Origin of the sequence: Paenibacillus psychroresistens, from assembly GCF_009728935.1 — a bacterium.
Classification (GTDB): domain Bacteria; phylum Bacillota; class Bacilli; order Paenibacillales; family NBRC-103111; genus Paenibacillus_AC; species Paenibacillus_AC psychroresistens.
In genome coordinates, this window is sequence record NZ_CP034235.1 from 2,128,161 (window position 1) to 2,151,659 (window position 23,499).

Here is a 23,499-nt window from a genome sequence, read left to right on the forward strand (position 1 = left end):
GTAATTATATGCAATGGATGGAGTGTTTCTTGGATGATTGCAAATCAGGAAGGTATTGTGGATCGCAGCTATTGGATTGAGACGCTAATACGAATTGTTCGACCGGTACTCTATGCATTACGCGACAAAAAGCTTAAGCAGCTTATGTCAAACCAAGGGGAAACTACGGACAGATCGCCTTATATGCACTTAGAGGCATTGGGTCGGACGCTTTGCGGGATCGCGCCTTGGCTGGAATGCATAGGCTGTGAAGAGGAAGAAGAAGTGCAACGAATTGCCTATGCGGAATTGGCTAGGCAAGCTATCGATGCCGGAACGGATCCGGATTCTCCAGATTTTATGAATTTTAAGAACGGCAGTCAGCCTCTAGTTGACGCCGCCTTTTTAGCACATGCTTTATTGCGTGCGCCAAATGAATTAATGAGTAAGCTCGAACCTCACGTGAGAAGAAATTTAATTGCAGCTTTAAGTTCGACACGTACAATTAAGCCTATGTTTAATAATTGGTTATTGTTCAGTGCTATGGTCGAAGCAGCCTTATATCGGCTAGGTGAAGAGTTTGACTCCATGCGAGTTGACTACGCTATTCGGCAGCATGAGCAATGGTATATGGGAGACGGTGCATATGGCGACGGAGCGAGCTTTCATTGGGATTATTACAATAGCTTTGTGATTCAACCCATGCTTGTAGACGTGTTGAATGTTTTTGGGGATAAGGATGAAGCTTGGGGAAAAATCCGTAAGCTTGTATTATCCAGAGCCATTAGATATGCGGATGTACAAGAAAGGTTGATTTCACCAGAAGGTACTTTTCCTCCAATAGGTCGTTCGCTCGTCTATCGGTTCGGAGCCTTTCAACATTTGGCGCAAATGTCGCTTCAACAGCTATTGCCCAATCATCTCAAACCTGGGCAGGTACGAAGCGGATTATCGGCCGTTATTCGGCGAATGATGCAAGTATCGGATAACTTCGATACCAACGGTTGGTTGACTATTGGGTTCTGTGGATTTCAACCTAATATCGGAGAACATTACATTTCAACAGGCAGCTTGTATCTTTGTACTACGGTTTTTTTACCGTTAGGTCTTCCTGTATCAGACCCATTCTGGGCAGAGCCATTCACAGCTTGGACCTCATTGAACGCTTGGAGCGGTAATTATTTTCCTATCGATTGTGCGCTTTGAAAATTTAAACAGGATATGATTCTATAAAAAGGTTAATTTAAATAGTTATTATGACACTTAGAGAAAAATTGTTTGTAAACTTTAAAAACTTCCATAAAAAAGTGCGAGAATCTACATCACCTTGGGGAGGGGAATTATTTTACGTAATTCCCAATGCGTTTTGGAATTGTCTTTCCTATACTAACCCGGTTTGATTCCAGTTGAGCGCTAAAATGCTATACTCTTATATCTTGTATGCTTGAAGCCTTCCCGTTCAGCTATGGTAGCAAAGTTGGTATTCGGAGAGAACCCGAAAATGGTTGAATATATTCTGAACTGAATATCTTCCGAAAATGTGCTAATAAAGGGCTTGAAGTGCTTATATGGCATATCGCATTACCTTGGCCGTCCCTTCTTAGATTCTCACTAATATAATGAATGAGCGCAATGTTTCCGCAGGAAATAGGCGCTCTTTTGCAAATTACAACGGAGTTGTTTGTATATATACAGTAAGCGTCAAACCCAGCACATCTGTTCATAACAAAAACAAAAGTGCATACTGAAGCCATCCCAGACAGAAAAGGATGGCGTTTAAATCTAAGCAAATGTATAAGTGATATGGACAGCACGTATTCGAGCCTATCAAGCAGTATCAGACCATGAAGGCTTGGTCTACCGTGCATAACGTGAGATTACATCAATAAAATATTGGCACTACAAATCTCAGAGGCAAGAGCAGGTTGTTTCAACCCCGATTATCCGTCCCGTTACCATATCTACTCCTAAATCAAGCCCCAAACGACATATCATATTGGGAGCGTTCAACTTCATAAACATCCAATATGTCATTCATCGATTCTAACAATTGATATTTGAACATCCGAATTTAGTGAGGGGAATTAAGTAAAACTCTGCTTGAAATAGTTATAGCTCTATTTTTTTTCGATTTTGATTAGGCTTCTCAAGTATAGTATCGCTTTTCGGGCGGCTGCAGCATATTAATCGTCGTCCGGCTGCCCATTCTTCTTTGCTCAGCAAGATATAATCCAAATCCTCCTGTGAGACATGTCCGATTACAATCTGATATAAGCAACTTCTGCATGTTCCGCTGCGACAAGAAAAAGCGGGTTTTATCCCTTGACGTAAGGCAGCTTCCAGAATGGTTTCTTCCTCGTTTGCTTCAAAGACAACCCCGGTAGGAAGAAAGGTAATTTGATGAGTTGGCATTTATTTGACTCCTTGTATCTTTTCAATTTCTTGTATTCTATTCGAAAGGCGACTTTTGAAAGGCTCGTAATCCCAAGTTGGATAAACCTTGGATTTCCATGCTTCATAATAGGAGAGAGCATTTTCTTTCAACTCCTCGAGCAAATCCAAATCCCCGCCTAATCGGTGCAGCACCCACTTGTGGCCGTATAACAGATGGATGCTTTCGTCAGCCCAATCAAAATCTATATCCTGCGATGTGGAAGAATCGCCGCCTGTTTCAAAAATGTGAATCCAATCCAGTTTGCTGCCAACTGCGCTCAATTCCAAAGCATGCAGTAAAGCAAGCTTGTCTAATGAACTCTTGCCTTGCAACGCTTTGAAAGGCTCTGGAACCATAGGGAAATCTATCCCAGGTGTAAATCCCCAAGAGGTAAGCCTACGAATACCCATTGCCGTATGTCTTGTCTCGTCGTAGGACCAGCGGGCACAATCCATGTAAAAATCCCACGGCATATCATCCCATTCCCACAGTACCTGCGCCGCAATTTCTGCCGCCCACATTTCATTAGCGTGAATCGTAGCGAACCAAACTTGCTTCTCAACAAACTTTTCCGGAATCTGCGGATAAACCATATAGACGCCTTGCTCGAAAGCTGGATCGCGTTTTGGAATTTCGGGTATAACGTATGCCGGTTTATTCAAAAGCACTTCCATGATAGGATTGTCGCTTTCAAACGAACCGAAAACACCGCCGATTTCATCTATATACGCTTGAATAATTCCTTGCCAGTTCGTTGCTTGGGATAGTTCTCCGTATGTTTGGACGTAATACTGTTCCATATCAAGGATTTGATCCCGAATCTGAGGAGCAAATCGTGCTATAAATTCTAAGGTTGGGGCATCATCCAACGGATCAATTGCTGCCGTGTATTCTTCATAAGCCAGGCAAAGATTCCGTTTCGCTGCAAAATAAATGCCCTCAATAAACTCTCGCTCATTGGAGCAGCGAGAAATGGCTTGAATCAACTTTTGAAGCGCTGGACTATGATCTTTGTCCACATCTTTACGCGGGTAACGCATTTCCAGAATCCTTGTACGCAACTGACCTGCCCGCAGCGAATCTTCCCACATATGGCGCGGTAATAATAATTTCAATGACCAAGTAGCCACCTCTGGAAGGAAGCCACCCATAAAACGCATCATTTCCCTTTCCAGGTAATAAAGTCGTTTAAGCTTTAACGAGGAGTTTTCTACATTCTGATTTCCTGGAGCACTCATATCTTGTAAAATAGTAAGGCTCATATCCATTCCTCGCAACCTTGGAAGGGCATATGCTTTTCTTTGTTATATTTGGGTTTAGGAAGATAGTCATTAATGCCAGAAATTGCTTTTCCACGAAGGAGAAATGCGGAAGGCCAATTGGCGGTCGTTATTATGGTGCTTGTAGGGATGTAACGGATCGTCAAGCCGCATCTTCGCAATGGCGAATGGTTGGCTTTGGAACCGTGAATGACATTGGGATGGTGCACAGATACACCGCCTGAACTTAATATCAAATCTACAGCTTTATCTTCCTCCACCAGCGCAGGATCAACCTCGGATTCAAGCACATTGGCTATAGTCAGGTTTTTTTTCATTTGCTGGAGCTCCATCGTATGCGTTTCCGGTATAACGCATAAGCATCCATTCTCTGGCAAGGAATCGTCAACGGCCAACCAAAGCGATACGACGTTCATCGGTTCAAGCGGCCAGTAGCTGCCATCCTGATGCCAGAGTACTGGCTGTCCATCGAAAGGCGGCTTGCTTATATAATGCGAAGCAAACAAGGCAATGTTGGGACCAATGAATTGCTCGGCAATGTCGAGCAAACGATCATCGCTGACAAGACGAAGCCAAAAGGGATCGTCCTTGACTAGATTTGTGCCAAGGCTTTCGGGTCGAATATGGGGATTCTTCTCGATAAGCCACTCTATATGTTGTTTGGCTTCGTTCATTAATCCATTGTCCAACACGTTTGGAAATAAGGCATACCCCGCTTGCTCAAATCCTTCTTTAGTTAGTTTAAGTTGATCTTGTGTCATAAAGAAATCCTCCTTATAATGATTAGTAATTGGTTTAATATTCTGCTTGCTATTCTCTTATTATTACTGATTTAATTAAGATTGTATTTGGTCTAAACTCTGGAATTGTTCCTAAAGTCCAGTAATATTTTTGGGGAGGCGGATCAATATGACTCTACATATAATAAATTCTTTGAGGTCCTTGAGTTCCGTTCCCTATTATCGTTTTTCTAGCTTTGTTCGCACATATCCTGAGTCCGGCTATGGGCCGCGAATTTGCTACATTCCTTCCTTATACCGAATTGAGAGTGGGAAGGGACGACTGATAACCGAGAAGAAAACATACGAAATTTGCGAAGGCGTACAATTGTACATCGAGGCAGGGATTCGACATCAATGGGTACTGGATAGTAAGAATCCCATTGTTTTTAAGGTCGTGTTTTTCGAGTGGTGCCGTAATTCCGTGACCGAATTAGAAGCTCCGCTTGACTATTTTTGTGATCCTGGTAATTTGTATTTTCCCGAGAGGCTGCATCCCCCGGGGCCGTTTGCTCTTGATTTATATCGAGTGAGTGGTTCAAGCAAACCATGGACGGAGCACTTTGATCATTTAGTTACTCCATTCGAAGTCATGAATACTGGAGCGAAAACGGAATCGTTGCGCAAGCAAGCACGGTTCCTTCAATTTATCGAGGAGTGCATGGAAATATTTGGTGTGGGAGGCAGCCCGCTTGATCCAAGAATCCGTAACCTAATGAACAGGTTAAAAGCAGACAGGTATGGGAAAAAGCGAGAGGATGCAGAAAAATGGTGGTACAGTGAAACGGGACTCAGCCGTAGTCATCTTTATGCATTGTTTAAGGAGCATACGGACTTGACACCCCAACAATATTGGCTGAATTGCCGGATGGACGAAGCAAAAGACGAGCTTCGCTCATCTCTCCTGTCCATTACGGAGATAGCCGAGCTGCTCGGCTATTCAAGTATACATAGCTTTTCAAAAAGCTTTTCTCGAATCGTAGGAAAGACACCATCCCGTTACCGGCAGGAATATAGGTTTTAAATAATTATTGCGGAATAGCCAATTTTTGATTGGCGCTCCTGAACTTTCCAGGTGTCGTATAATAGGTCATCTGAAAAGACTTGTAGTAGTGGCTAAGGCTGTTGAAGCCGCAATCTAATGCAATCGTAACAATATCAATCGTACTATGCTTTAATAAATGAACACTATATTGCAAACGGAGTTCATTAATCCAGATAGTGGGGGTTTTACCCAAGTGCTTAAGAATGGTTCTACTAAGATGCTCTGGAGTCTTGTTTGCGAGTCGATAAAGTGCAGGAATGCCTTCAGAAAAATTTTCTTTTTTTTGCATTTCCAGCTGCAATATGCTTAACCACTCAGGCATTCCTGGTTTAGCTGCTGGAATAGCAGCAGGGAAGAAATGTTCATTCAATAAATAGATCAATAGGCCGCGTATCACTGAGCAAGCTTCAGCCGCACATTCCATTGGGATGGCTGCTATTTGCTCGTATTTTCTCCAAATATACTGAATTTGCTCGACAGATAAGCGTACCTGAGGAGGGAGTGATCCGATTCTCTGCAAACGCTCCGCAAAAAAATCCTCACCTAAATAGCGGAATGCTGAAGAAATGGCATTGGAGTGAAAGTTGATATTTAATAAGGCTACATCTTGATCCTCATATCTCTCATAGCTGTGCACATCCTCAGGTCGAATCAAGATGAGATCACCCTTAAACAGGGTTTGTCGGATATCATTAACAATGTGAGTGACCGTACCTTCGGTAATCATAAATATTTCATAGAAATCATGATTATGTACGATGGTCCAGTATTTCAGCTTATGGTGAAAATGAAAGTTGGCTTCCAGCTCAGAGGCGATTAAATCTTCTGCTTTTAGATGGATCATGTCCAGACTCCTTTTTAATTATATCAATACAACATAATTGAATATCAAGATAAGAGAAGAATATAAAATAATTATTTATTATAATATCAATACAAATGAATTATAACACAAGGAGGGTACAAGGATGAATATGCAATTGAATGAAGATTGGCAGCTTACCTGGGAGCCTTTATTTCGTCAAGCAGCGGATTATATTGAGGTGGTTAATAAGCAGAAGGATTGGCTGCAAACCAACCTGCCGTGTGATGTTCACATGCCATTGATCGCTCAAGACATTATCAAGGAACCCTTGCTTGCAGATGATTGTTTTTCCAGCGAGTGGATCGAAAAGCGTTCTTGGTGGTTTAAGAAGCAATTTGATTTAACAGAGGAGCAGTTTGCTTCGGAACGATTGAATCTTGCATTCGAATCCCTGGATGTGGAAGCGGATATATGGCTGAATGATAGTCACCTGGGGCATCATCGCAGTGCATTTTATCCCTTTGCTGCAGATATTAAAGCCAAAGCCAAAGTAGGCGCCAATCAAATTATGGTAAGGGTGACCTCGGGTCTTGAGCTTTATTCGGAACAGGATTTAGCGCTGATTGGCGAAACAAAGGTTGTTTTTGAGAATGATCAGGTTGGACAACGCGGTGACAATCGCCGAGGTATGTTGCGTAAAGCGCAATATGTCTATGGCTGGGATTGGGGACCTAGAGTGGCAACTTGTGGAATTATGGGAGGGGTCACAATCGAATGCTTCAACAGCCTGCAGATCAGAAATGTGTATGCGACTACGGTAGGGATCAATGCCAAATCGACGGCTCAGGTTCGTTTTCAAATCGAAATGGAAAATCTTCATCCTTTTAAAACATTAGATGCTTCTTTGAAACTGGAGCTTTTCCATGATGCCAAGCAGATTGCTATTCTAAAGTCAGAGCCCTGCCTTCGTTCTGGATTGAATTATATTACTCTGGAATTGGAAGTGATCGATGCCAAGCTTTGGTGGCCCAATGGAATGGGTGAAGCTTCGCTTTATTCGGTAAAAGTGGAAGCGCAATCTAAATCTCATTTCGTCGAATATCCGACGTTTGATTTTGGTATTCGTACCTTGCACTTGAATGTGGATAAGCTGCCTCAGGGTATAGATGAGCGTGCTTTCGCATTCGAAATTAATGGGGTTGCGCTTTTTAGTAAAGGCGGTAATTGGATTCCTGCCGACTCTATCTACGCTCGAGTGACGGATGCCAAGTATGAAGCTTTAATTAAGGAAGCGAAAGAAGCTAACTTTAATATGCTGCGTATTTGGGGCGGCGGCATTTACGAAAGAGATGCTTTTTATACCAATTGCGATAAGTATGGCATTCTGGTTTGGCATGATTTTATGTTCTCCTGTGCCAAATATCCAGATCAATTAGCTTGGTTTCGTGAAGAGGTAGAGAAGGAAATCGATTACCAGACGCGTCGTTTACGCAATCATTGCTCAATCGCGCTGTGGTGCGGCAACAATGAAAATCATTGGGGTTTTGATGAATGGTGGAATGAGACGGAGGCTGCTCATTTTTACGGAGGTGCTGTTTGTTACAATGAGATAGCACCACGGTTGGTTCAGCAGAATTGTCCGGAAATCCCTTATTGGAATAGCTCCCCCTATGGTGGAGAAAAGCCAAATGGGAGTCAATCCGGTGACAGACACCATTGGCATGATTGTATGATGAGCGAAGACATGGAGAAACGCATCACACCTGAGGAGTATGACAAAGTCACAGCAAAATTTGTTTCCGAATACGGTTATGTCGGTCCTTGCCGTAAATCAACTATAGAAATTTATCACAATGGGCAGATACTTGACCGGGAAAGCAAGGTATGGCAGCTACACAACAATACATTTGAAAAAGACACCGTACTTGCTGGCATTAATAAGCATTATGTGGATTCGCAGCAAATGGAGATCGATAATTATCTGTTATATGCAGGCTTATGTCAAGGATTAATGTATGGGTATTCCCTGGAAGCCATGCGTTCCAAGCTATTTTGCGCAGGAGCGTTATTCTGGATGTACAATGATTGCTGGGGCGAGGTTGGCTGGACAATCATTGACTACTATTTAACAAGGAAAATATCATACTACTTTGTTAAAAGGGCGTTTGAACCCGTGAAGCTCATCTTGCGTCAGAAGGAAGGTTTAATCCAGCTGACAGTTGTGAATGAAACGCGTGAAATGATTAAAGATTCCTTCGAATATGGATTAATGCGATATGATGGAAAAGAGCGAGAAGCCAAACAAATAGAACTTGAGTTGCCGCCGCATTCTCGTAGTGTTTTACTGGAATGGACAGCGGAGTTGTATGATCCAACGCAAGCCTTTATCTATGTGAAGCCTATAATTAATAACAATGAAATAAAGCCTGTAATTCTTAGAGCTGAGGTATTTCGTGAATTGAAGCTTCCGGAAGCAAAATTAAAAGTGGAAAAGGTGCATGAGCTGGATGAAAGCCATACCAGCTTTATCGTTTCAAGTGATACATTTGCTCACGCTGTTCACTTTAGCTTGGACGAAACCATTCACCTGAATGATGAATACTTCGATTTACTCCCAGGCGAGCAGAGGGAAATTGTGATTTCTCATCCGGGACATATAATTTTAGCAGATGGAATTGTACCCTCATATATTAAAGTTATGAATAATGCTCATAGCTAATAATGCAAAAAGCTTAAAGGGGCGGTAATTACCGTCCCTTTAAGCTTTTTTGCAATATACTCCTGTTATTTCAAGATCACTTTACCAAGCTGTGGATTCCATGGGTTAGATGAGGTATTTCGATATTCTATCTTTAAATATCGGGTTCCAATAGGCAATGTTCCCGTGTAGGTAGTTTTATTCCAATTCGAGCCTGTACCTGTAACATTTGTTAGAGTAGGACTTAACGATGTATAGGTTATATTGTCCGGCGAATAGTAAAACTTAAAATCTACTTTGGCTTCACCAGGCCAGAACCAGGTATCAACTGACATGGAATGGGCTAAAGAAATTGCATAAACAATATTCTCAAAGCTATTTGTCGATCTTGTCAATCGAGAGGTATCTCCACCCAAATTAACTGAGCTGCTTCCATCAAAATACAAATTAAACGAACGGGTGGCTGAATAGGAAAAATCATTCAGATTGTCTGTTAAAGAGGCTTGAGATCCATACTTGAAAGCTCCAATTTGCGGGTTCCATGCGTTAATTGTAGTTGGAAATACCATTTTTAAATATTTGGTTCCGGCAGGCAACAATCCTGAATAGACGACTTTATTCCATCCACTTCCTGTACCGAATGTGGTAGCTTTTACCGGTGTAAACAAAGTATAGTTTGAGTTGTCTGGAGAACTGTAAAGTTGATAATCAACCATGGCCTCTCCCGGATAAAACCAGGTATCTGTCGAGAAGGTAGTCATATCTGTACCTGACAAGGATTGAAAAACAATAGATTCGCTGGAATTCGTTGTCCTTGCCAACCTCGAAGTGTCACCGCCAAGATTGGCAGGATTGCTTCCGTCGAAATATAAATTTGCACTATGCGCATAACTTAGTGAGTAATCATTTAGATTATCAACGATGGGAATTTGACTTGAAATGACTGCTTTGCCAATTTGCGGGTTAAATGCATTAGCTGTAGTATTCATGTAAACAATTTTTAAATACTGTGTGCCGATAGGCAGTGATCCGCTATAGCTTACCTCATTCCAGATACCCGAAGCTCCAGCAATCGCAGATTTGAGTGGCATAAATAAGCTGTAAGTCGTATTATCCGGTGAAGTATAGAATTGGAAATCGATCGTAGGCTCACTAGGCCAGAACCAGGTATCTACTGCAAAATGATTGAGATCCATGCCCAAAGCAGCCTTATAAATAATAGCTTCACTTGTATTCGTTGTTCGTGCTAATCGGGAGGTATCTCCTCCCAGATTTAATGGAGTGCTTCCGTCAAAGAATAAGTTGGCGCTATGGGAAAATATCTTGGAATATTCAGTTAGATCATCAATTGTGGTTGCGATACTGCCTGGTGTTGAACCAGTATTTGCAGTTACGGCGATATTTTTAAATTCGTTTTCAGTTAGATCGGTGGTAATGCCAATCCCGCCTGATGCAATTGAATTGTCAGAATCACTCCGCACCAGAGCGTTATTTACATACATTTGAAAAGAAGCTCCCGTTAGCTTTACTTCCAAATCCACATATGTGTTCACTGCTGGAAAAGCAGCAGGTGCAGGCAGTCCTATAGAGGTTGTAATCCCGTTGACCGTTTTAAATAATCTTATTTGGTTATCGTAGCACAATCGGTATTCATAGTAATTTTTGTTGTCTTTAAATCTAAACACAATGCCAATGTGGGTATCCGGTTTGCTTCCTGGATCTCCATACCAGACCAAGGGTGTTTTCAATGTTTTTACGGAATATTTATAATTATAATTCGTCCAGGATTGATTTCCGCTGGCAATAAGCGGTGAATATTGCGCGGTTCCAGCTTGAACCGAGCCATCGGATAAATTAAAGTTGTGCAAGACTTTGGTAGCACCATCCAAATCAAGTTTCCAGTCCCCATAGCCATCAATTACTGCCCAATTGGCAGGAACTTGCCCAACAGTATCTGATGTAAAGGCATCATTCCAAGGAACGGAAGGAGCACTAGTTATAGTTAAATCAAACTGGTTGAAGATGGTGGTCATTTCTTGGCTGACTGCCTTGATTGTCACAACACCACCAGAAGGAATGATGGAAGGGGCTGTATAGTAGCCATTGCTGTCAACTGTTCCTACTGTTGAATTCCCTCCTGCAATCCCGTTGACATACCAAGTGAAATTTTGACTGAATCCTTCTGTTTGCAAGGGGATAATATGAAATTTATTGCCAACAGGAAGATTTTTGGGGTTTTCAAATGGGAAAATGACCTGCATCGGACTGTAGACAGGATCATATGCTGTTCCTTGTTCAATCACAATTACATCATGAAATTGTAATTCCGGTATAGTTATAGTCAACACTCCACCGCTATAGGTATAATTTGAAGTGGATAAAATTTGTTTTCGAGTACTCGCAGGCTTATCCGGAGTTGTAATCCAAACTCTGCTCGGGGCGCTGGCTAAGGTTATACTCGTTGTAAAATTAGTTTTTGTTGTCATGACCTGAGTTGTATTGTTGTAATTTCCGTTTACCAAATGGAGAATAGTTCTCCCTGTTTGACTGAATGCACTTTTCCACACATTGCTAATGCTTGTAGTCAGAGTGGCTGGTGTAATCCAGGTGAGATTATGCCATAAAAGTTTATTTTCTTTCATGAATTTGGCGATATTAGCATTTTGCGTGAATACGCCCAATTGATAACCGTCAATTGTATTATAGAAAGATCGCCCTTGGGCGGGAAATGCGCCTGATGCTAGGATTTGGGCATTATCAACGCGAGTAAAGTTAACCCATTTGCTGAAATCTGGACCTGAAGTATCGTAAGGGCTGCCAAAATCTACAAAGTAAAAAACCGGTTTAGGTGAAAGAGTTTGACTATGTGTGCGCAAGCTTGGGATATGATTCACTGTGCCATCAAATATTTTGCCGGCTTCTATTGGATAATTATTTAGATAGTAATCCACGGCTTCTGTACCATTCGCAACATAGGACCAGCCCATTTGACCGCCATAATCGGAATTGGCAGAAATGTACACCTTCCGATTAAAGGTGGATAACGCATAACTTCTTACTGTGTTCATAACTTGAGCAATATCGGAGGCTAAATGCCCGCCATTCATAAAGTATTCGTCAAATTCGACCCCATAGAAACCGTTGTCAATTTGTTTCTTGGCTTTATATATGAGCTGATTTTGACCGCTTATGCTGTCTCTATTAACGAAGCTGGTTGTTGGCGACCAGCCTACATTGCCTGCATCCGCCTGTGCAACAACAACTCCTGGGCCAATTGTTTCAAAAGAAGGCGCCCAATAGTTGGCAGATATGCCTCCGCCTATCATGCTGCCATCTTTGGTTAAACGGTCCAAACTTTGCTTGGACCCCTCAAAGCTGCGATCCTGAAATTGGGTTCCTTCCCACTCGAAAGCCGAACGATGAATATAGTCAGGCTGAATCACGCGCATAAGCCTACGGTCTCTGGCATCATAGCTGTTATTGTTAAAGCTTAATACATTGACCTGGCTTAGATCCGATATTAGATTTGCCGGTGAATTTGAAATCGCAGAAACATTGGTTCCATCCGATGTTTTTAAGGCAAACCAATATCTTGTACTGGCTGCCAGGCTTGAAATCAACATGCTTTGAGCTGATCCCGCAACGGAGGGAGTTGGTTCTCCAGATACCGCAGTAGCTGCAGCCCATGTAGTCTCCGTAATAACGCCATCTGTCGAATAGCGAAGATCGTAGGAAGTGGCAGTTCCTGTACTGCCATCATTACCAGGAGCTGTCCAGCTAATTGTAATGGAAGTACTGCTTGTTTGCGTGGTGCCTAAGTCGGTAATTGCACCTGGTGGAATAGAATCTACTGCATAAGCAATTGGAACAGAAAACATAGGGAAAACTGGCATAGAAAATTGCAGTAGTAGTACCCCCATTAAACTTGCAAATAGAAGCCTTGTGGAAAATTTTTTTCTCATAATGTCACATCCTTCTTATAATATGTTACCGCTTACATTGGATAGTATAATTGAAAATCTCAATAGTAAATAGCACTCTATTTATGCTATTAAGCACCTATTTTTTGTACAACAAATAAAGTGAATCCGATCTTTAAATCTTCATTGACGCAAATTTTTCTTTCAGTTACGATGAATGAACTAAATTTGATTTGGCAAGGAAGTGAAATGTGTGGCATGGATTGGCTGGTCTTGGCGGCGCTGGAAGGATTTGAAAATACAATCCAAATTTTTCATTACATATTTATTGCTTGCCGTTTTGCCGCTGAGCGTTTTTGGAACAGCAGCCTATTTTATTGCTGTTGGTACGCTCGAGGGCAAGGCTAACGATTCCTTTAAAGTCATAACCAGCCAAATCAATTATAATGTAGACGCATTTTTGCGTGGTATTGATCGTATGACTATACTTCCCTTTATTGATCAGCGTATTTACTCAACTATGACAAAGCTTAAGCTTTCTCAGGAAACGTATACACCAGAAACTCTGCAAATTGAAAAGGATATGAAAACTTACTTTACCAGCTTGCAAGTACTTCACGAGGGGATCATGGCTGTCTATATGATTACGGATGGCGGTCAAGTGTATGGGTATTCCCAAAATACAAGCATTCGACCGAATAATACATTGATGGATCAAAAATGGTTCAAGGAAACCTTGATAAAAAATGGGGAGTTTGTCAATTCAGGATTGAGGCTGGAAACGCAGGTTTACGACAACGGCGGCAAAATGACGATTTCACTGGCGCGTCACGTCACTCAGGTGGATACGAATGAACCTTTAGGCGTGTTCGTGGTTGATATTGATCCTTATATCTTTAATTTTGCTGCCCAAAAGCCTAGAGATGGCTACGTTTTAATTGCTGATCAATATGGGAGAATAATACACTCATCCATTCCCCTCAAGGAGGATGAATGGAAAGGATTATGGAAGGAATCCTTGGATGGAAAACCGCAATTGCATTCCATTCATTGGAACGCACCTTTTGGCGGGATGGTAGGCGTTGCAAGCAGATCGGAATATTCCGGCTGGACAACCTTGTATCTGACCTCAAAAAAAGCACTCTACCAGGATTTGGATAGAATAGTGAAACTCGCATTAGGGATAATTGTAACGTTATTGCTGGTTTCGGTTATTTTGGCGGGATTTGTCGCTAGAAGTGTAGCTTCCCCGATTAAAAGACTTTCTAGATTGATGAATAAGGTGCAAAATGGCGATTTTCCCGTTACAATCAGCATGCAGCAAAAAGACGAAATTGGTTTGTTGTCTAATTCATTTGATTCCATGGTGAAAGAGCTTAGCCAATTAATAGAACGAATCACATTGGAAGAGAAGAGTAAACGCAAAGCGGAGATTGATGCACTGCGAGCGCAAATTAACCCTCATTTTATATACAACACATTAAGTGCGATAAAAATGATGGCTCATATGCAAAATGCGAATGATATAGCAAATACACTCGGTATATTTATCCAATTAATGAAATATTGTACGCGAAGCGATCGTAAATGGGTTACGATCCAAGAAGAAATTAGTTTTATTGAAGCTTATGTTTCTCTGCTGGAGCGACGGTATATGAAGCGTTTTGCTATAACCTATGCTATAGACGAGCAAGTTGGGGAGCTAAGGATAATGCCGTTTCTGATTCAGCCTATTGTGGAAAATGCCATATTTCATGGTTTGGATGGGGATACCAGCAAAGGGGAAATTAGAATTGATATTCATCCTGGTGGTCAGAATGAGCTGTTAATTCTTGTTCAGGATTTCGGTAGTGGAATGCAAGAGGAGAAGCTTTCGGGGTTATTTGGGTCTGGTATTGAACATAATCAAGGGCTATCTGGAACAGGATTAAAGAATATTCATGAAAGAATTATTCTCGAATTTGGACCGAGCTATGGCCTATTTGTAAAAAGCATTTTAGGAGAGGGAACGGTTGTCGCCATAAGAGTTCCATGGACCGTTAATAAGGAGGAGCAATGAGGAATTTATTAATTGTAGAGGATGAAACCCTGATTCGTCTAGGGATGAAAGTCATGCTTGACTGGACTGAGTTAGGTGTCAAACTGATCGGAGAAGCAGCTAATGGCCAAGAAGCAATGGAATGGGTAGAATCCTGTCATATTGATATTATCATTACTGACATTCGTATGCCCATTATGGATGGAATTCAATTGATTAGGTTATGCAAGGAACGTTATCCGAATATTGGCTTTATCATTCTCAGTAGTTACGATGATTTTCAATACGCTAAAGAAGCTATTCAATTAGGTGTTTCGGATTATATATTGAAGCCTACGATGAGTATAGCTGAAATAAAAGCTTCGATTGATAAAATAATGAAATCAATTCCAGTGGGTGACTCGATTCAATTATCAGATAATCATGGCATTTCTCAAATGCAGCAAGAACTGCTAAAGGAGCATGTGATTGATAATGCGTTAATGCAGGATACTTGGGATCTTCGAGAGGAAGAAGAAAGTTTATTTGGCTTCCCATTTTGGGTGGATACAACAAGAGCTGCAGTAATTGCCCTTAAAGAGACTAACACGCTTACCATTATTAACAATAGCTCATCTGTAAAAACGCTTTTTACCCTGGCTAAAGATCATAAAGGCACTGACAAAATGGAAGTTGTAGCTTTCCGAGGCGGGTTGATTTTAATTTTTATGCAACAAGGCTATTCAGAGGATACGAGCTTTTCAGTTTTACGGGAAGAGTTAGCTTGGAATATAAAGCAGTCGTTAGGGATGGAGCTTTATTGGGATGAGCAGCAGAACTTAAAAAATTGGAAGCAAACTCGTCGAGCAATAAATGAGATGATTCTAAATTTGAAATTGGTACATAATGATGGGATTTCAGAAATGGTACAAAAATCACTAGAATTTATGGCCACTCATTTCCAAGATGCTATCGGTTTGAAGCAAGTAGCTGATTTGGTTGGGGTTACTCCTTCTTATTTCAGCAGATTATTCAAACAGAATACAGGGGAGTCCTTTATCCGTCATATGAGCAATTTACGGTTTGATTTAGCCAAGGAGCTCTTGCTGAATGGCAATAAGACTGCAGCTGCAGTAGGTAAAGCGGTGGGTTATCCCAATCCCCGTTATTTCACAAAATGGTTTAAAGTCATGACGGGAATGACGCCAAGTGAATATCGACGACTAAAGGAATAAATGGGTTAAAAACCAGGGTGGATTTTTACACAACAAAAAAAGTGAAGCTATTCCTTCTAAAAGTAAAGAAAGGTGAATTTATAGCATCGATTAGAGCCTTGTTGCTCCTTATAGTCCAGCGTAATATAAAGGGCGAAGGAAGCGATGCTACTTCAAAAACATTGTAGGGGGAACTAGCATGAGGAAGAGTTTAGTATGGATGTCAGTATTAGTAGTGATTGTTATGACAGCGCTTGCAGGCTGTGGCAGCAAGAAATCAACAGAAGAGAGCATTAAACCCGAGGCTACTGTAAAGGAATCAGTTAAAACGGAAGCTCCACAAGCAACGGAAGCACCGCAGGAAGAGCCGGTTACTTTGAAGCTGCTTCACTGGGTACCCTATTCCAAAGCAGCATTAGACAAATTCCACGAGAAATATCCGAATATTACGGTTCAATTGGAGCAAGTGGACGCTGCAAATTATACAACTGTACTGAAATCGAGACTTGCTGCACATGCAGATGTGGATCTTATTGGCAGCCATCCCAACCCGGATGAGCTTGGATATGCAGTAAAGCTTAATAGTGTAACAGAGCTTACTGGATCGACATTTTTAGATAACTTAATGCCTGCTGCCGTGACAGCGGGTACAGTCGATGGTAAAAATTATGGATTTGCCCAGGGCACTTATGCCATTGGTGTTTGGTATAACAAGGATTTATTTAAAAAGCTAGGGATTGCTATTCCGACTAATTGGACAGACTTTTTAGCTGCGAGTGAAAAGATCAAACAGTCCGGTATAGCCCCGTTGGTCATCTCCGGTAAAGATGGATGGACGACTGGATATTATACTCTACCTCAATGGACAGCATTGGAAACGGAAACGCCAGATTCACTTGCTAAATTGAAAACAGGCGAAGGCAAATGGACGAATCCTGAATATTTAGCAGCTTACAAACAGGTTGAAGAATTAGTTGGCAAAGGGTATTTCCTTTCTGGTAAAGGTGCACTTGGCATAACTTACGATCAAGCTGTACAGGCGCTTCAAGATGGCAAAGCGGCTATGTGGATCATGGGAAGTTGGGCATTAGATAAATTCGCAGCTGATTTCAAAGCTTTTAATGTCGGTGTATTTCCTTACCCAACCAATGCGGCTGATAAGAAACTGGTTGTACCGCAGGTTACGGATGCAGTCATAAGTGGCATTTCCTGGTCCAAGCATCAGGATGCTGTTAAGAAATTCCTTGAGTTCTCTTCCACTACGGAAAGCGGATCTCTGCAAGCATTGGATCAGAAAATTGTAAGTACCGTTAAGGGAGCAACTGCTGATTTCCACCCGCTTGCCAAAGAATGGCTGCCTTTGTTTGAGATGGCAATCCCAGAGCCGTCATCGCTGATTTCTCCGGCAGTTGCGAATGAAGCAAATGCGCAAATTCAGAAGCTATTGCTTGGTGGTAAAGCAGAAGATGTGGTGAAAAATTTGCAAGAAGTTCAGGATAAAGCGAATAAAACAAAGTAAAGCAGTTACAGCTTACCAATAGAATGATTACAAGGGAGAGCATGCTCTCCCTTTGTCTTTTCAAAGGAGTAGATTAGGATGAGTGAGAAAAAGAGAGACTTTATTCGCTTTGCTATGTTCGTGCTGCCTGCGTTGGGCATTTATAGTTTGTTTTTTGCTTATCCAATTGCAAGAGGATTTTTTTATTCCTTTACGTATTGGGAAGGATTTGGCGATATTCCACGGTTTAACGGTCTGACCAACTATATAGATTTGTTTAAAGATGACTTGATCCATATTGCACTTAAAAACAACCTGATCATCTCCGTAGTTGTCATTATTGTACAAAATGTATTAGCTTTGAGCTTTGCCATTCTCTTAAATCAAAAAATGAAGGGGCATATGTTCTTTCGAGCGATTATCTTTTTTCCAGTGCTATTAAGTTCTGCAGTTATTGGGTATATATGGGACTATATTTATAGTCCGCTAGAGGGAGTATTGCATACGGTTTTTAGTGGATTGGGTTATTTGAGTGCAGCAGAAATCAATTGGCTAGGAGATCCAACTTACGCATTGTTTTCAATTTGTGCTGTCATCATATGGCAATATACTGGATATTCAATGGTTATTTATATCGCTGGCTTGCAAACGATTCCAAAAGATTTGTATGAGGCTGCAGAAATAGACGGAGCTGGCTCGTGGAAGAAATTTACTCATATCACAATCCCATTGTTAGCGTCATCATTTACCATTAATATGATGATTTCCGTAATCGGCTGCTTAAAATTATTCGATCAGGTATATTTGCTCACACAGGGCGGACCTGCTCATCAAACAGAAGTTTTCGGTACGCTTATTTACAGTATTGCTTTCAAATCGCAGCAGCTAGGGTATGGAACAGCGCTTGCAATGGCACTGACCTTCCTAATCCTAGTGATTTCTTCCACCCAGTATTACTTTATGAGTAAGAGGGAGGTAGAATATTAAATGAAGCCACATAAAAGTATGCCTCTAATCCTTTCTTATCTTTTACTAATTATAGCGGCTCTTATTATTATCGGACCACTTATTATAATGATGCTGATTTCTTTAAAAAGCCATACGGATTTTCTCAAAACTCCACTTGCATTACCGCATCCGATTTTTATGAAAAATTATTTATTGGCATGGATAAATGGAGAAATGTTATCCAATGCAGGTAATAGTGTTCTGCTTACAGGAGGTTCTATTGTTGCCATTATAAGCACGGGAGCGCTTGGAGCTTTTGCCGTAGCTCGAATTAGAATTGGAAGGCTTGCAAAGCTGATTTTCGCCTTTTTTATCGCGGGACTCATTCTTCCAGGTCAGGTTGGACTGATTCCCCTATTTATGCAGATGCAAAAAATGGGATTGTATAATACACAAATTGGCTTGATTTTAATATATACCTCACAAAGTTTACCCATTACTGTTTTTATTTTCACAAAATTTTATAATAGCATTCCATTTGAACTGGATGAATCAGCCAAAATGGATGGCGCAGGATCATGGACTATCTTTTATAGAATTATATTTCCACTGGTGCTTCCAGCGACGGTTACAAACATTATTTTTAATATGATTGGGGTTTGGAATGATTTTTTTACACCATTAATTTTCACTAGCGATGCTTCACACCGGACATTACCTTTAGGACTCGTGGCTTTTAAAGGACAATTTAGTACTGACTGGCCGCAGCTTTTTGCTGCATCAACCATGATAGCTATCCCAGTATTAGTGCTCTATATTATCTTGCAGCGCTTCATGATAGACGGATTGACGGCAGGTGCAGTGAAAGGTTAAATTATCAATTGAAAGGGGTATGCTAACTTGAATAGCAAGGTTGTACACGTTATTTCACACACACATTGGGACAGAGAATGGTATATGCCCTATGAAAAACATCATGTCCGTTTGATTAAGCTAATGGATTCATTAATAGATTTATTCGAGCAAGACCCTCATTTTGCAAGTTTTCATTTGGATGGTCAGACGATTATATTAGAAGATTATTTGCAGGTTCGTCCTGAGCGAAAACAGAAGTTGATAGAGCTTGTAAAAGCAGGAAATCTGCATATTGGGCCTTGGTATATTTTGCAGGACGAGTTTTTAATCAGCAGTGAAGCCAATGTCCGCAATCTATTAGTCGGATTGCGAGATGCCAAAGCATATGGAGATGTGTGTAAGATTGGATATTTTCCTGATTCATTTGGCAATATGGGGCAGGCTCCACAACTTTTACGTCAGGCTGGCATGGATACAGCGGTATTTGGCAGAGGGGTGAAGCCTGTTGGGGTCAATAATACGGTTGAAGAGAGTGCCAAATATGAATCCCCGTTTTCAGAAATGAATTGGCGCGGCGCGGATGGTTCGGTTGTAACGGGAATATTATTCGCCAATTGGTATCACAATGGGATGGAGATTCCAGTCAATGAAGCTGAGGCTTTAATATTTTGGCAGGAAAGGCTTGGAAATGTTGAGCGTTTTGCATCAACCAGTCATTTGCTATTGATGAATGGCTGCGATCACCAGCCCGTTCAGTCCGATCTGTCCATGGCATTGGAAACAGCAAGAAAGCTTTTTCCAGACATTGATTTCAGGCATTCAAATTTCAGAGATTATATTGGTGAGTTGAAGTTGTCCTTTCCTGAAGAGCTTGCAGTGGTGCAGGGTGAGCTTCGCAGTCAGCAAACAAACGGATGGGGAACTTTGGTTAATACAGCCTCTACACGAGTCTATATTAAGCAGGCTAATCAGTTGGGTCAAGCGATGCTGGAAAAAGTAGCTGAGCCATTGGCGGCTTTTGCTCATCTGCTTGGAACACCATACCCCCATCATTTATTGACGTATGCTTGGAAAACACTTATGCAGAATCATCCTCATGACAGCATATGCGGCTGCAGTGTTGATGAAGTGCATCAAGAAATGATGACGCGTTTCGCCAAGAGTCTGGATGTTGCGGATGAAATTGCAGCTGACAGTATGAGTGTTATTTGTGCGCTAATCGATACAAGCTGCTTCATTCCGATAGATACGGATACAGTTCCTTTCATTGTATTCAATACATCCGGTTGGATTCGAACAGGTGTAATTCAAGTAGAATTAGAAATAAAGCGAATTTCTACTAATGAAATGCCGCCTCAGCAAGCCGCCGCACTATTAAAAAATGAGCCACTTCTACCAGGCGATTTGATAAATTCAGATGGGGGGAGTATCCCTTTTACCATGGAGGATTTGGGTGTTCAATTTAGCTATGATCTACCAAATGATCGTTTCCGCCAGCCTTATATGACTCGTAAAATTCGACTTACATTTGAAGCGGAAAAAGTCCCTGCGCTTGGCTATAAAGCATACGGCTATGTTAATAAGAGTGAAAAACCTACAGACGAATTTAGTTCCATGGTTAAAGGAAATGGCATGCTTGAAAACGAATGGCTAAAGGTGCATATCGCGTTTGATGGCTCTATACAATTGACTCATAAAGAATCAGGACATACCTTTAATGAGCTTTGTGTCTATGAAAACGTCGGTGATATTGGCAATGAATACACCTTTAAACAGCCAGAAGGCGACAGCGTTTTAACGACAAAAGGACTTCCTGCCAGGATAAACTTGGTTGAAAATACTGCCTTTCGTGCTTCCTATGAAATTGTGCATGATTGGGCAATTCCTGCTAGCGCTGATGAAGATTTGCTTAGAGAAATGCAAGAGATTGTTGGACTCATGGAGCGTCGATCTCAACGAACGCAGGAGACTGTACTTTTGAGCATAAGTACGCTCATTAGCTTGGAGAAAGGCGAGAGAGGTCTTAAAGTACAAACTAAATTTAATAATCAGGCTAAAGACCATCGTGTACGCGTTTTATTTCCCACAGATTTACAAACAACTGTACATCATGTGGATTCCATTTTCGAGGTGGCAACTCGTTCGAATGAACCATCAGAGGAATGGGTCAATCCATCCAATTGTCAGCACCAACAAGCATTTGTCAGGGTAAGCGATGAGAAAATGGGCTTAACCATTGCTAATTTAGGCTTACAAGAGTATGAGGTATTAAGGGATGGTCATAACACTATCGCAATAACGTTACTCCGCTCGGTGGGGGAGCTAGGCGACTGGGGGCATTTTCCCACTCCCGAAGCGCAATGCTTAGGTAAGCATGAGGTGAATTTTATGATTATTCCTCATGCCGCTTCTGGCATGGATTCTGGCGCATATGTAGAAGCTTACCAATATCAGATTCCCTGGATGATGAAACAAACGCTATTACAATCGGGTTCTATTCCAGCCAATCATGGTTTCTTGGAATGGTCAGGAAATTCACTTGCTTTATCTAGTGTAAAGATAGCAGAAGAAACCAACGATTTCATTGTACGTTGGTTTAATATGTCGCTTGAAGAAACGGAATTACAGCTAAAAGGGCAGACTTCCCTCCTTAATTGCTATAAAAGCAACATTCTTGAAGAAAAGGAAGAGCAGATTGCAGTAAAGCAAAATGATATTAAATGTCTTACAGTAAACTCGGCAGAAATCGTTACTTTAGGGTTTCGTGTGTAAGATTAGATTAGATGTGAGGCCATTTTGAGAATAGGTGATGCTTAGGAGATTAATCGACTAAGCATTGTCCTTTTTTTGTTCAGCGCGCCTAGCCAAGCTAGGCACAACTAGTTGATGAAAGATCAATCGAGGTAAGAGCCAAGTCGCCTCGTAGCTGACAGGCAACTGGTGGAGAGATCCTAAGGTTGAAGCCCTGTGACAATGTAACTCTGTAAAGAGTGCTAGCAAAACAGCAGGCCGTAACATCAAGTGAATCCTGCCGCATCGTCAAAAAAGACCTGAAAAGGACAAGAGAGAGTCGAGCCTCGTGAATATAGGCGAAGACCATGGAACGCGTGAAGCCCTTGGAAGCGCAGCGCGGAAGAACTCTCCGGTGTATAGGGATCGGCATGTTGGGAAAGTTGTGTTTGGAACTAGGGAGACCCTAACCCGCACGAGATTCTTTTTTTTTTTTCGTAAGGAGTGGACCTATAAGCCCGAAAGGTGAAGTGGCGAGCTGCGGGAAGGGAGTCGGAGGGGGTAGTAGTACCGATGAAGCAAAGACAACAAAACTTTGTGGAGGGAAGAACCCTTACTTTGTTCAAGCAAGTTGAGGAGGTAAGAGTGAGTGAATGCGGCTAAACCTGCTAACTACACCAAAGTAAAAGCTCAAGAACTTCAAGACAAGCTATATCTTGCCGCTAAGGAAAATCCAAAGCGAAGGTTTCATGCGCTTTACGACAAGATTCATCGGGAAGACATCTTAGGGGAAGCATGGAGACGAGTTCGAGGTAACAAGGGAAGTGGAGGAATTGATGGAGTCACCATCGATCATATCGTAGAAGTATATGGCGAAGAACGCTTTACCGAAGAGATACGAGATCAACTGATTGCAGGCACGTACTATCCGTTACCAGCAAGGCGTAAAGAAATACCGAAGGCAGACGGAAAGCTCCGTCCTCTCGGTATCCCCGCAATACGCGATCGCGTTGTACAAATGGCAACGAAACTGGTGATCGAGCCAATCTTTGAGACGGACTTTAAGGAATGTTCTTACGGATTTCGCCCAAAGCGAGATGCAAAGGGAGCGATTCGTCATATTCGGCGAGCAGTTAAGAAAGGTGTTTATTGGGTGGTTGATGTCGATATTCTGTGATTTAGCGATCTGTGCCTCTGTCCTGCAAGAATCCAAACCAAATACTATTTAGTTCCAAATATCCGATAGCTATACACACCCGTCAGCCCAATAATTGACGTAGAAATACCATTAGATAAC

At 41.6% G+C, this 23,499-nt stretch carries 15 protein-coding genes; 10 read left to right on the forward strand and 5 right to left on the reverse strand.

The features are described from left to right. Window positions 1-33: 33 nt before the first annotated feature. Window positions 34-1,185 carry a DUF2264 domain-containing protein gene (locus tag EHS13_RS09615; protein ID WP_155700129.1) on the forward strand — a complete coding sequence of 384 codons (1,152 nt, stop codon included), beginning with the start codon at window positions 34-36 and terminating at the stop codon, window positions 1,183-1,185. 903 nt (window positions 1,186-2,088) lie between these two features. Here EHS13_RS09615 and EHS13_RS09620 read toward each other — a convergent pair. Genes EHS13_RS09620 through EHS13_RS09630 form a run of 3 tightly spaced genes read right to left on the reverse strand, consistent with a single transcriptional unit; the run spans window position 2,089 to window position 4,454 of the window. Beyond that, window positions 2,089-2,391 carry a 2Fe-2S iron-sulfur cluster-binding protein gene (locus tag EHS13_RS09620; RefSeq protein ID WP_155700130.1) on the reverse strand — a complete coding sequence of 101 codons (303 nt, stop codon included), beginning with the start codon at window positions 2,389-2,391 and terminating at the stop codon, window positions 2,089-2,091. Beyond that, window positions 2,392-3,675: a DUF455 family protein gene (locus EHS13_RS09625; protein ID WP_162463035.1), complete on the reverse strand. Its 1,284-nt coding sequence runs from the start codon at window positions 3,673-3,675 to the stop codon at window positions 2,392-2,394. Continuing rightward, window positions 3,672-4,454 (reverse strand): phytanoyl-CoA dioxygenase family protein, encoded by a 783-nt coding sequence (locus tag EHS13_RS09630; RefSeq protein WP_155700132.1) that lies wholly within the window; start codon window positions 4,452-4,454, stop codon window positions 3,672-3,674. Before EHS13_RS09630 ends, EHS13_RS09625 begins: the two co-directional genes overlap by 4 nt. A 172-nt stretch (window positions 4,455-4,626) precedes the next feature. Between EHS13_RS09630 and EHS13_RS09635 the strand changes: the two genes are divergently transcribed. Continuing rightward, window positions 4,627-5,496: an AraC family transcriptional regulator gene (locus tag EHS13_RS09635; protein ID WP_227013866.1), complete on the forward strand. Its 870-nt coding sequence runs from the start codon at window positions 4,627-4,629 to the stop codon at window positions 5,494-5,496. A gap of 4 nt (window positions 5,497-5,500) precedes the next feature. Here the strand turns inward: EHS13_RS09635 and EHS13_RS09640 are convergent, their stop codons facing one another. Next, the gene (locus EHS13_RS09640) at window positions 5,501-6,361 is read right to left on the reverse strand and encodes a helix-turn-helix domain-containing protein (RefSeq protein ID WP_155700134.1); all 861 of its coding nucleotides are present in this window, start codon (window positions 6,359-6,361) and stop codon (window positions 5,501-5,503) included. Between the two features lie 124 nt (window positions 6,362-6,485). Between EHS13_RS09640 and EHS13_RS09645 the strand changes: the two genes are divergently transcribed. After that, window positions 6,486-9,041 carry a glycoside hydrolase family 2 protein gene (locus tag EHS13_RS09645; protein ID WP_155700135.1) on the forward strand — a complete coding sequence of 852 codons (2,556 nt, stop codon included), beginning with the start codon at window positions 6,486-6,488 and terminating at the stop codon, window positions 9,039-9,041. Between the two features lie 65 nt (window positions 9,042-9,106). On the opposite strand, the gene EHS13_RS09650 is transcribed toward EHS13_RS09645, so the two are convergent. Next, window positions 9,107-12,982: a fibronectin type III domain-containing protein gene (locus EHS13_RS09650; protein ID WP_155700136.1), complete on the reverse strand. Its 3,876-nt coding sequence runs from the start codon at window positions 12,980-12,982 to the stop codon at window positions 9,107-9,109. A 211-nt stretch (window positions 12,983-13,193) separates the two neighbouring features. Between EHS13_RS09650 and EHS13_RS09655 the strand changes: the two genes are divergently transcribed. The 7 genes from EHS13_RS09655 (at window position 13,194) to EHS13_RS09685 (ending at window position 23,379) form a co-directional block, all read left to right on the forward strand. Further along, window positions 13,194-14,999: a sensor histidine kinase gene (locus EHS13_RS09655; RefSeq protein ID WP_162463036.1), complete on the forward strand. Its 1,806-nt coding sequence runs from the start codon at window positions 13,194-13,196 to the stop codon at window positions 14,997-14,999. After that, window positions 14,996-16,192, forward strand: a complete 1,197-nt coding sequence (locus tag EHS13_RS09660) for a response regulator transcription factor (protein WP_155700138.1) — start codon at window positions 14,996-14,998, stop codon at window positions 16,190-16,192. Before EHS13_RS09655 ends, EHS13_RS09660 begins: the two co-directional genes overlap by 4 nt. Window positions 16,193-16,370: 178 nt before the next feature. Then, a complete protein-coding gene (locus EHS13_RS09665) occupies window positions 16,371-17,690 on the forward strand; it encodes an ABC transporter substrate-binding protein (RefSeq protein WP_155700139.1) in 1,320 nt (439 codons plus the stop codon). Between the two features lie 78 nt (window positions 17,691-17,768). After that, a complete protein-coding gene (locus tag EHS13_RS09670; protein ID WP_155700140.1) occupies window positions 17,769-18,656 on the forward strand; it encodes a carbohydrate ABC transporter permease in 888 nt (295 codons plus the stop codon). Then, window positions 18,657-19,490, forward strand: coding sequence for a carbohydrate ABC transporter permease (locus EHS13_RS09675; protein ID WP_155700141.1), 834 nt, complete (start codon window positions 18,657-18,659; stop codon window positions 19,488-19,490). 27 nt (window positions 19,491-19,517) lie between these two features. Then, entirely contained in the window at window positions 19,518-22,244 is a 2,727-nt protein-coding gene (locus EHS13_RS09680) for an alpha-mannosidase (protein ID WP_155700142.1), read from the forward strand. Window positions 22,245-22,851: 607 nt separating this feature from the next. Then, on the forward strand, window positions 22,852-23,379 hold the full coding sequence (locus EHS13_RS09685; protein ID WP_155700143.1) for a reverse transcriptase domain-containing protein: 528 nt from the start codon (window positions 22,852-22,854) through the stop codon (window positions 23,377-23,379). Window positions 23,380-23,499: the final 120 nt, after the last annotated feature.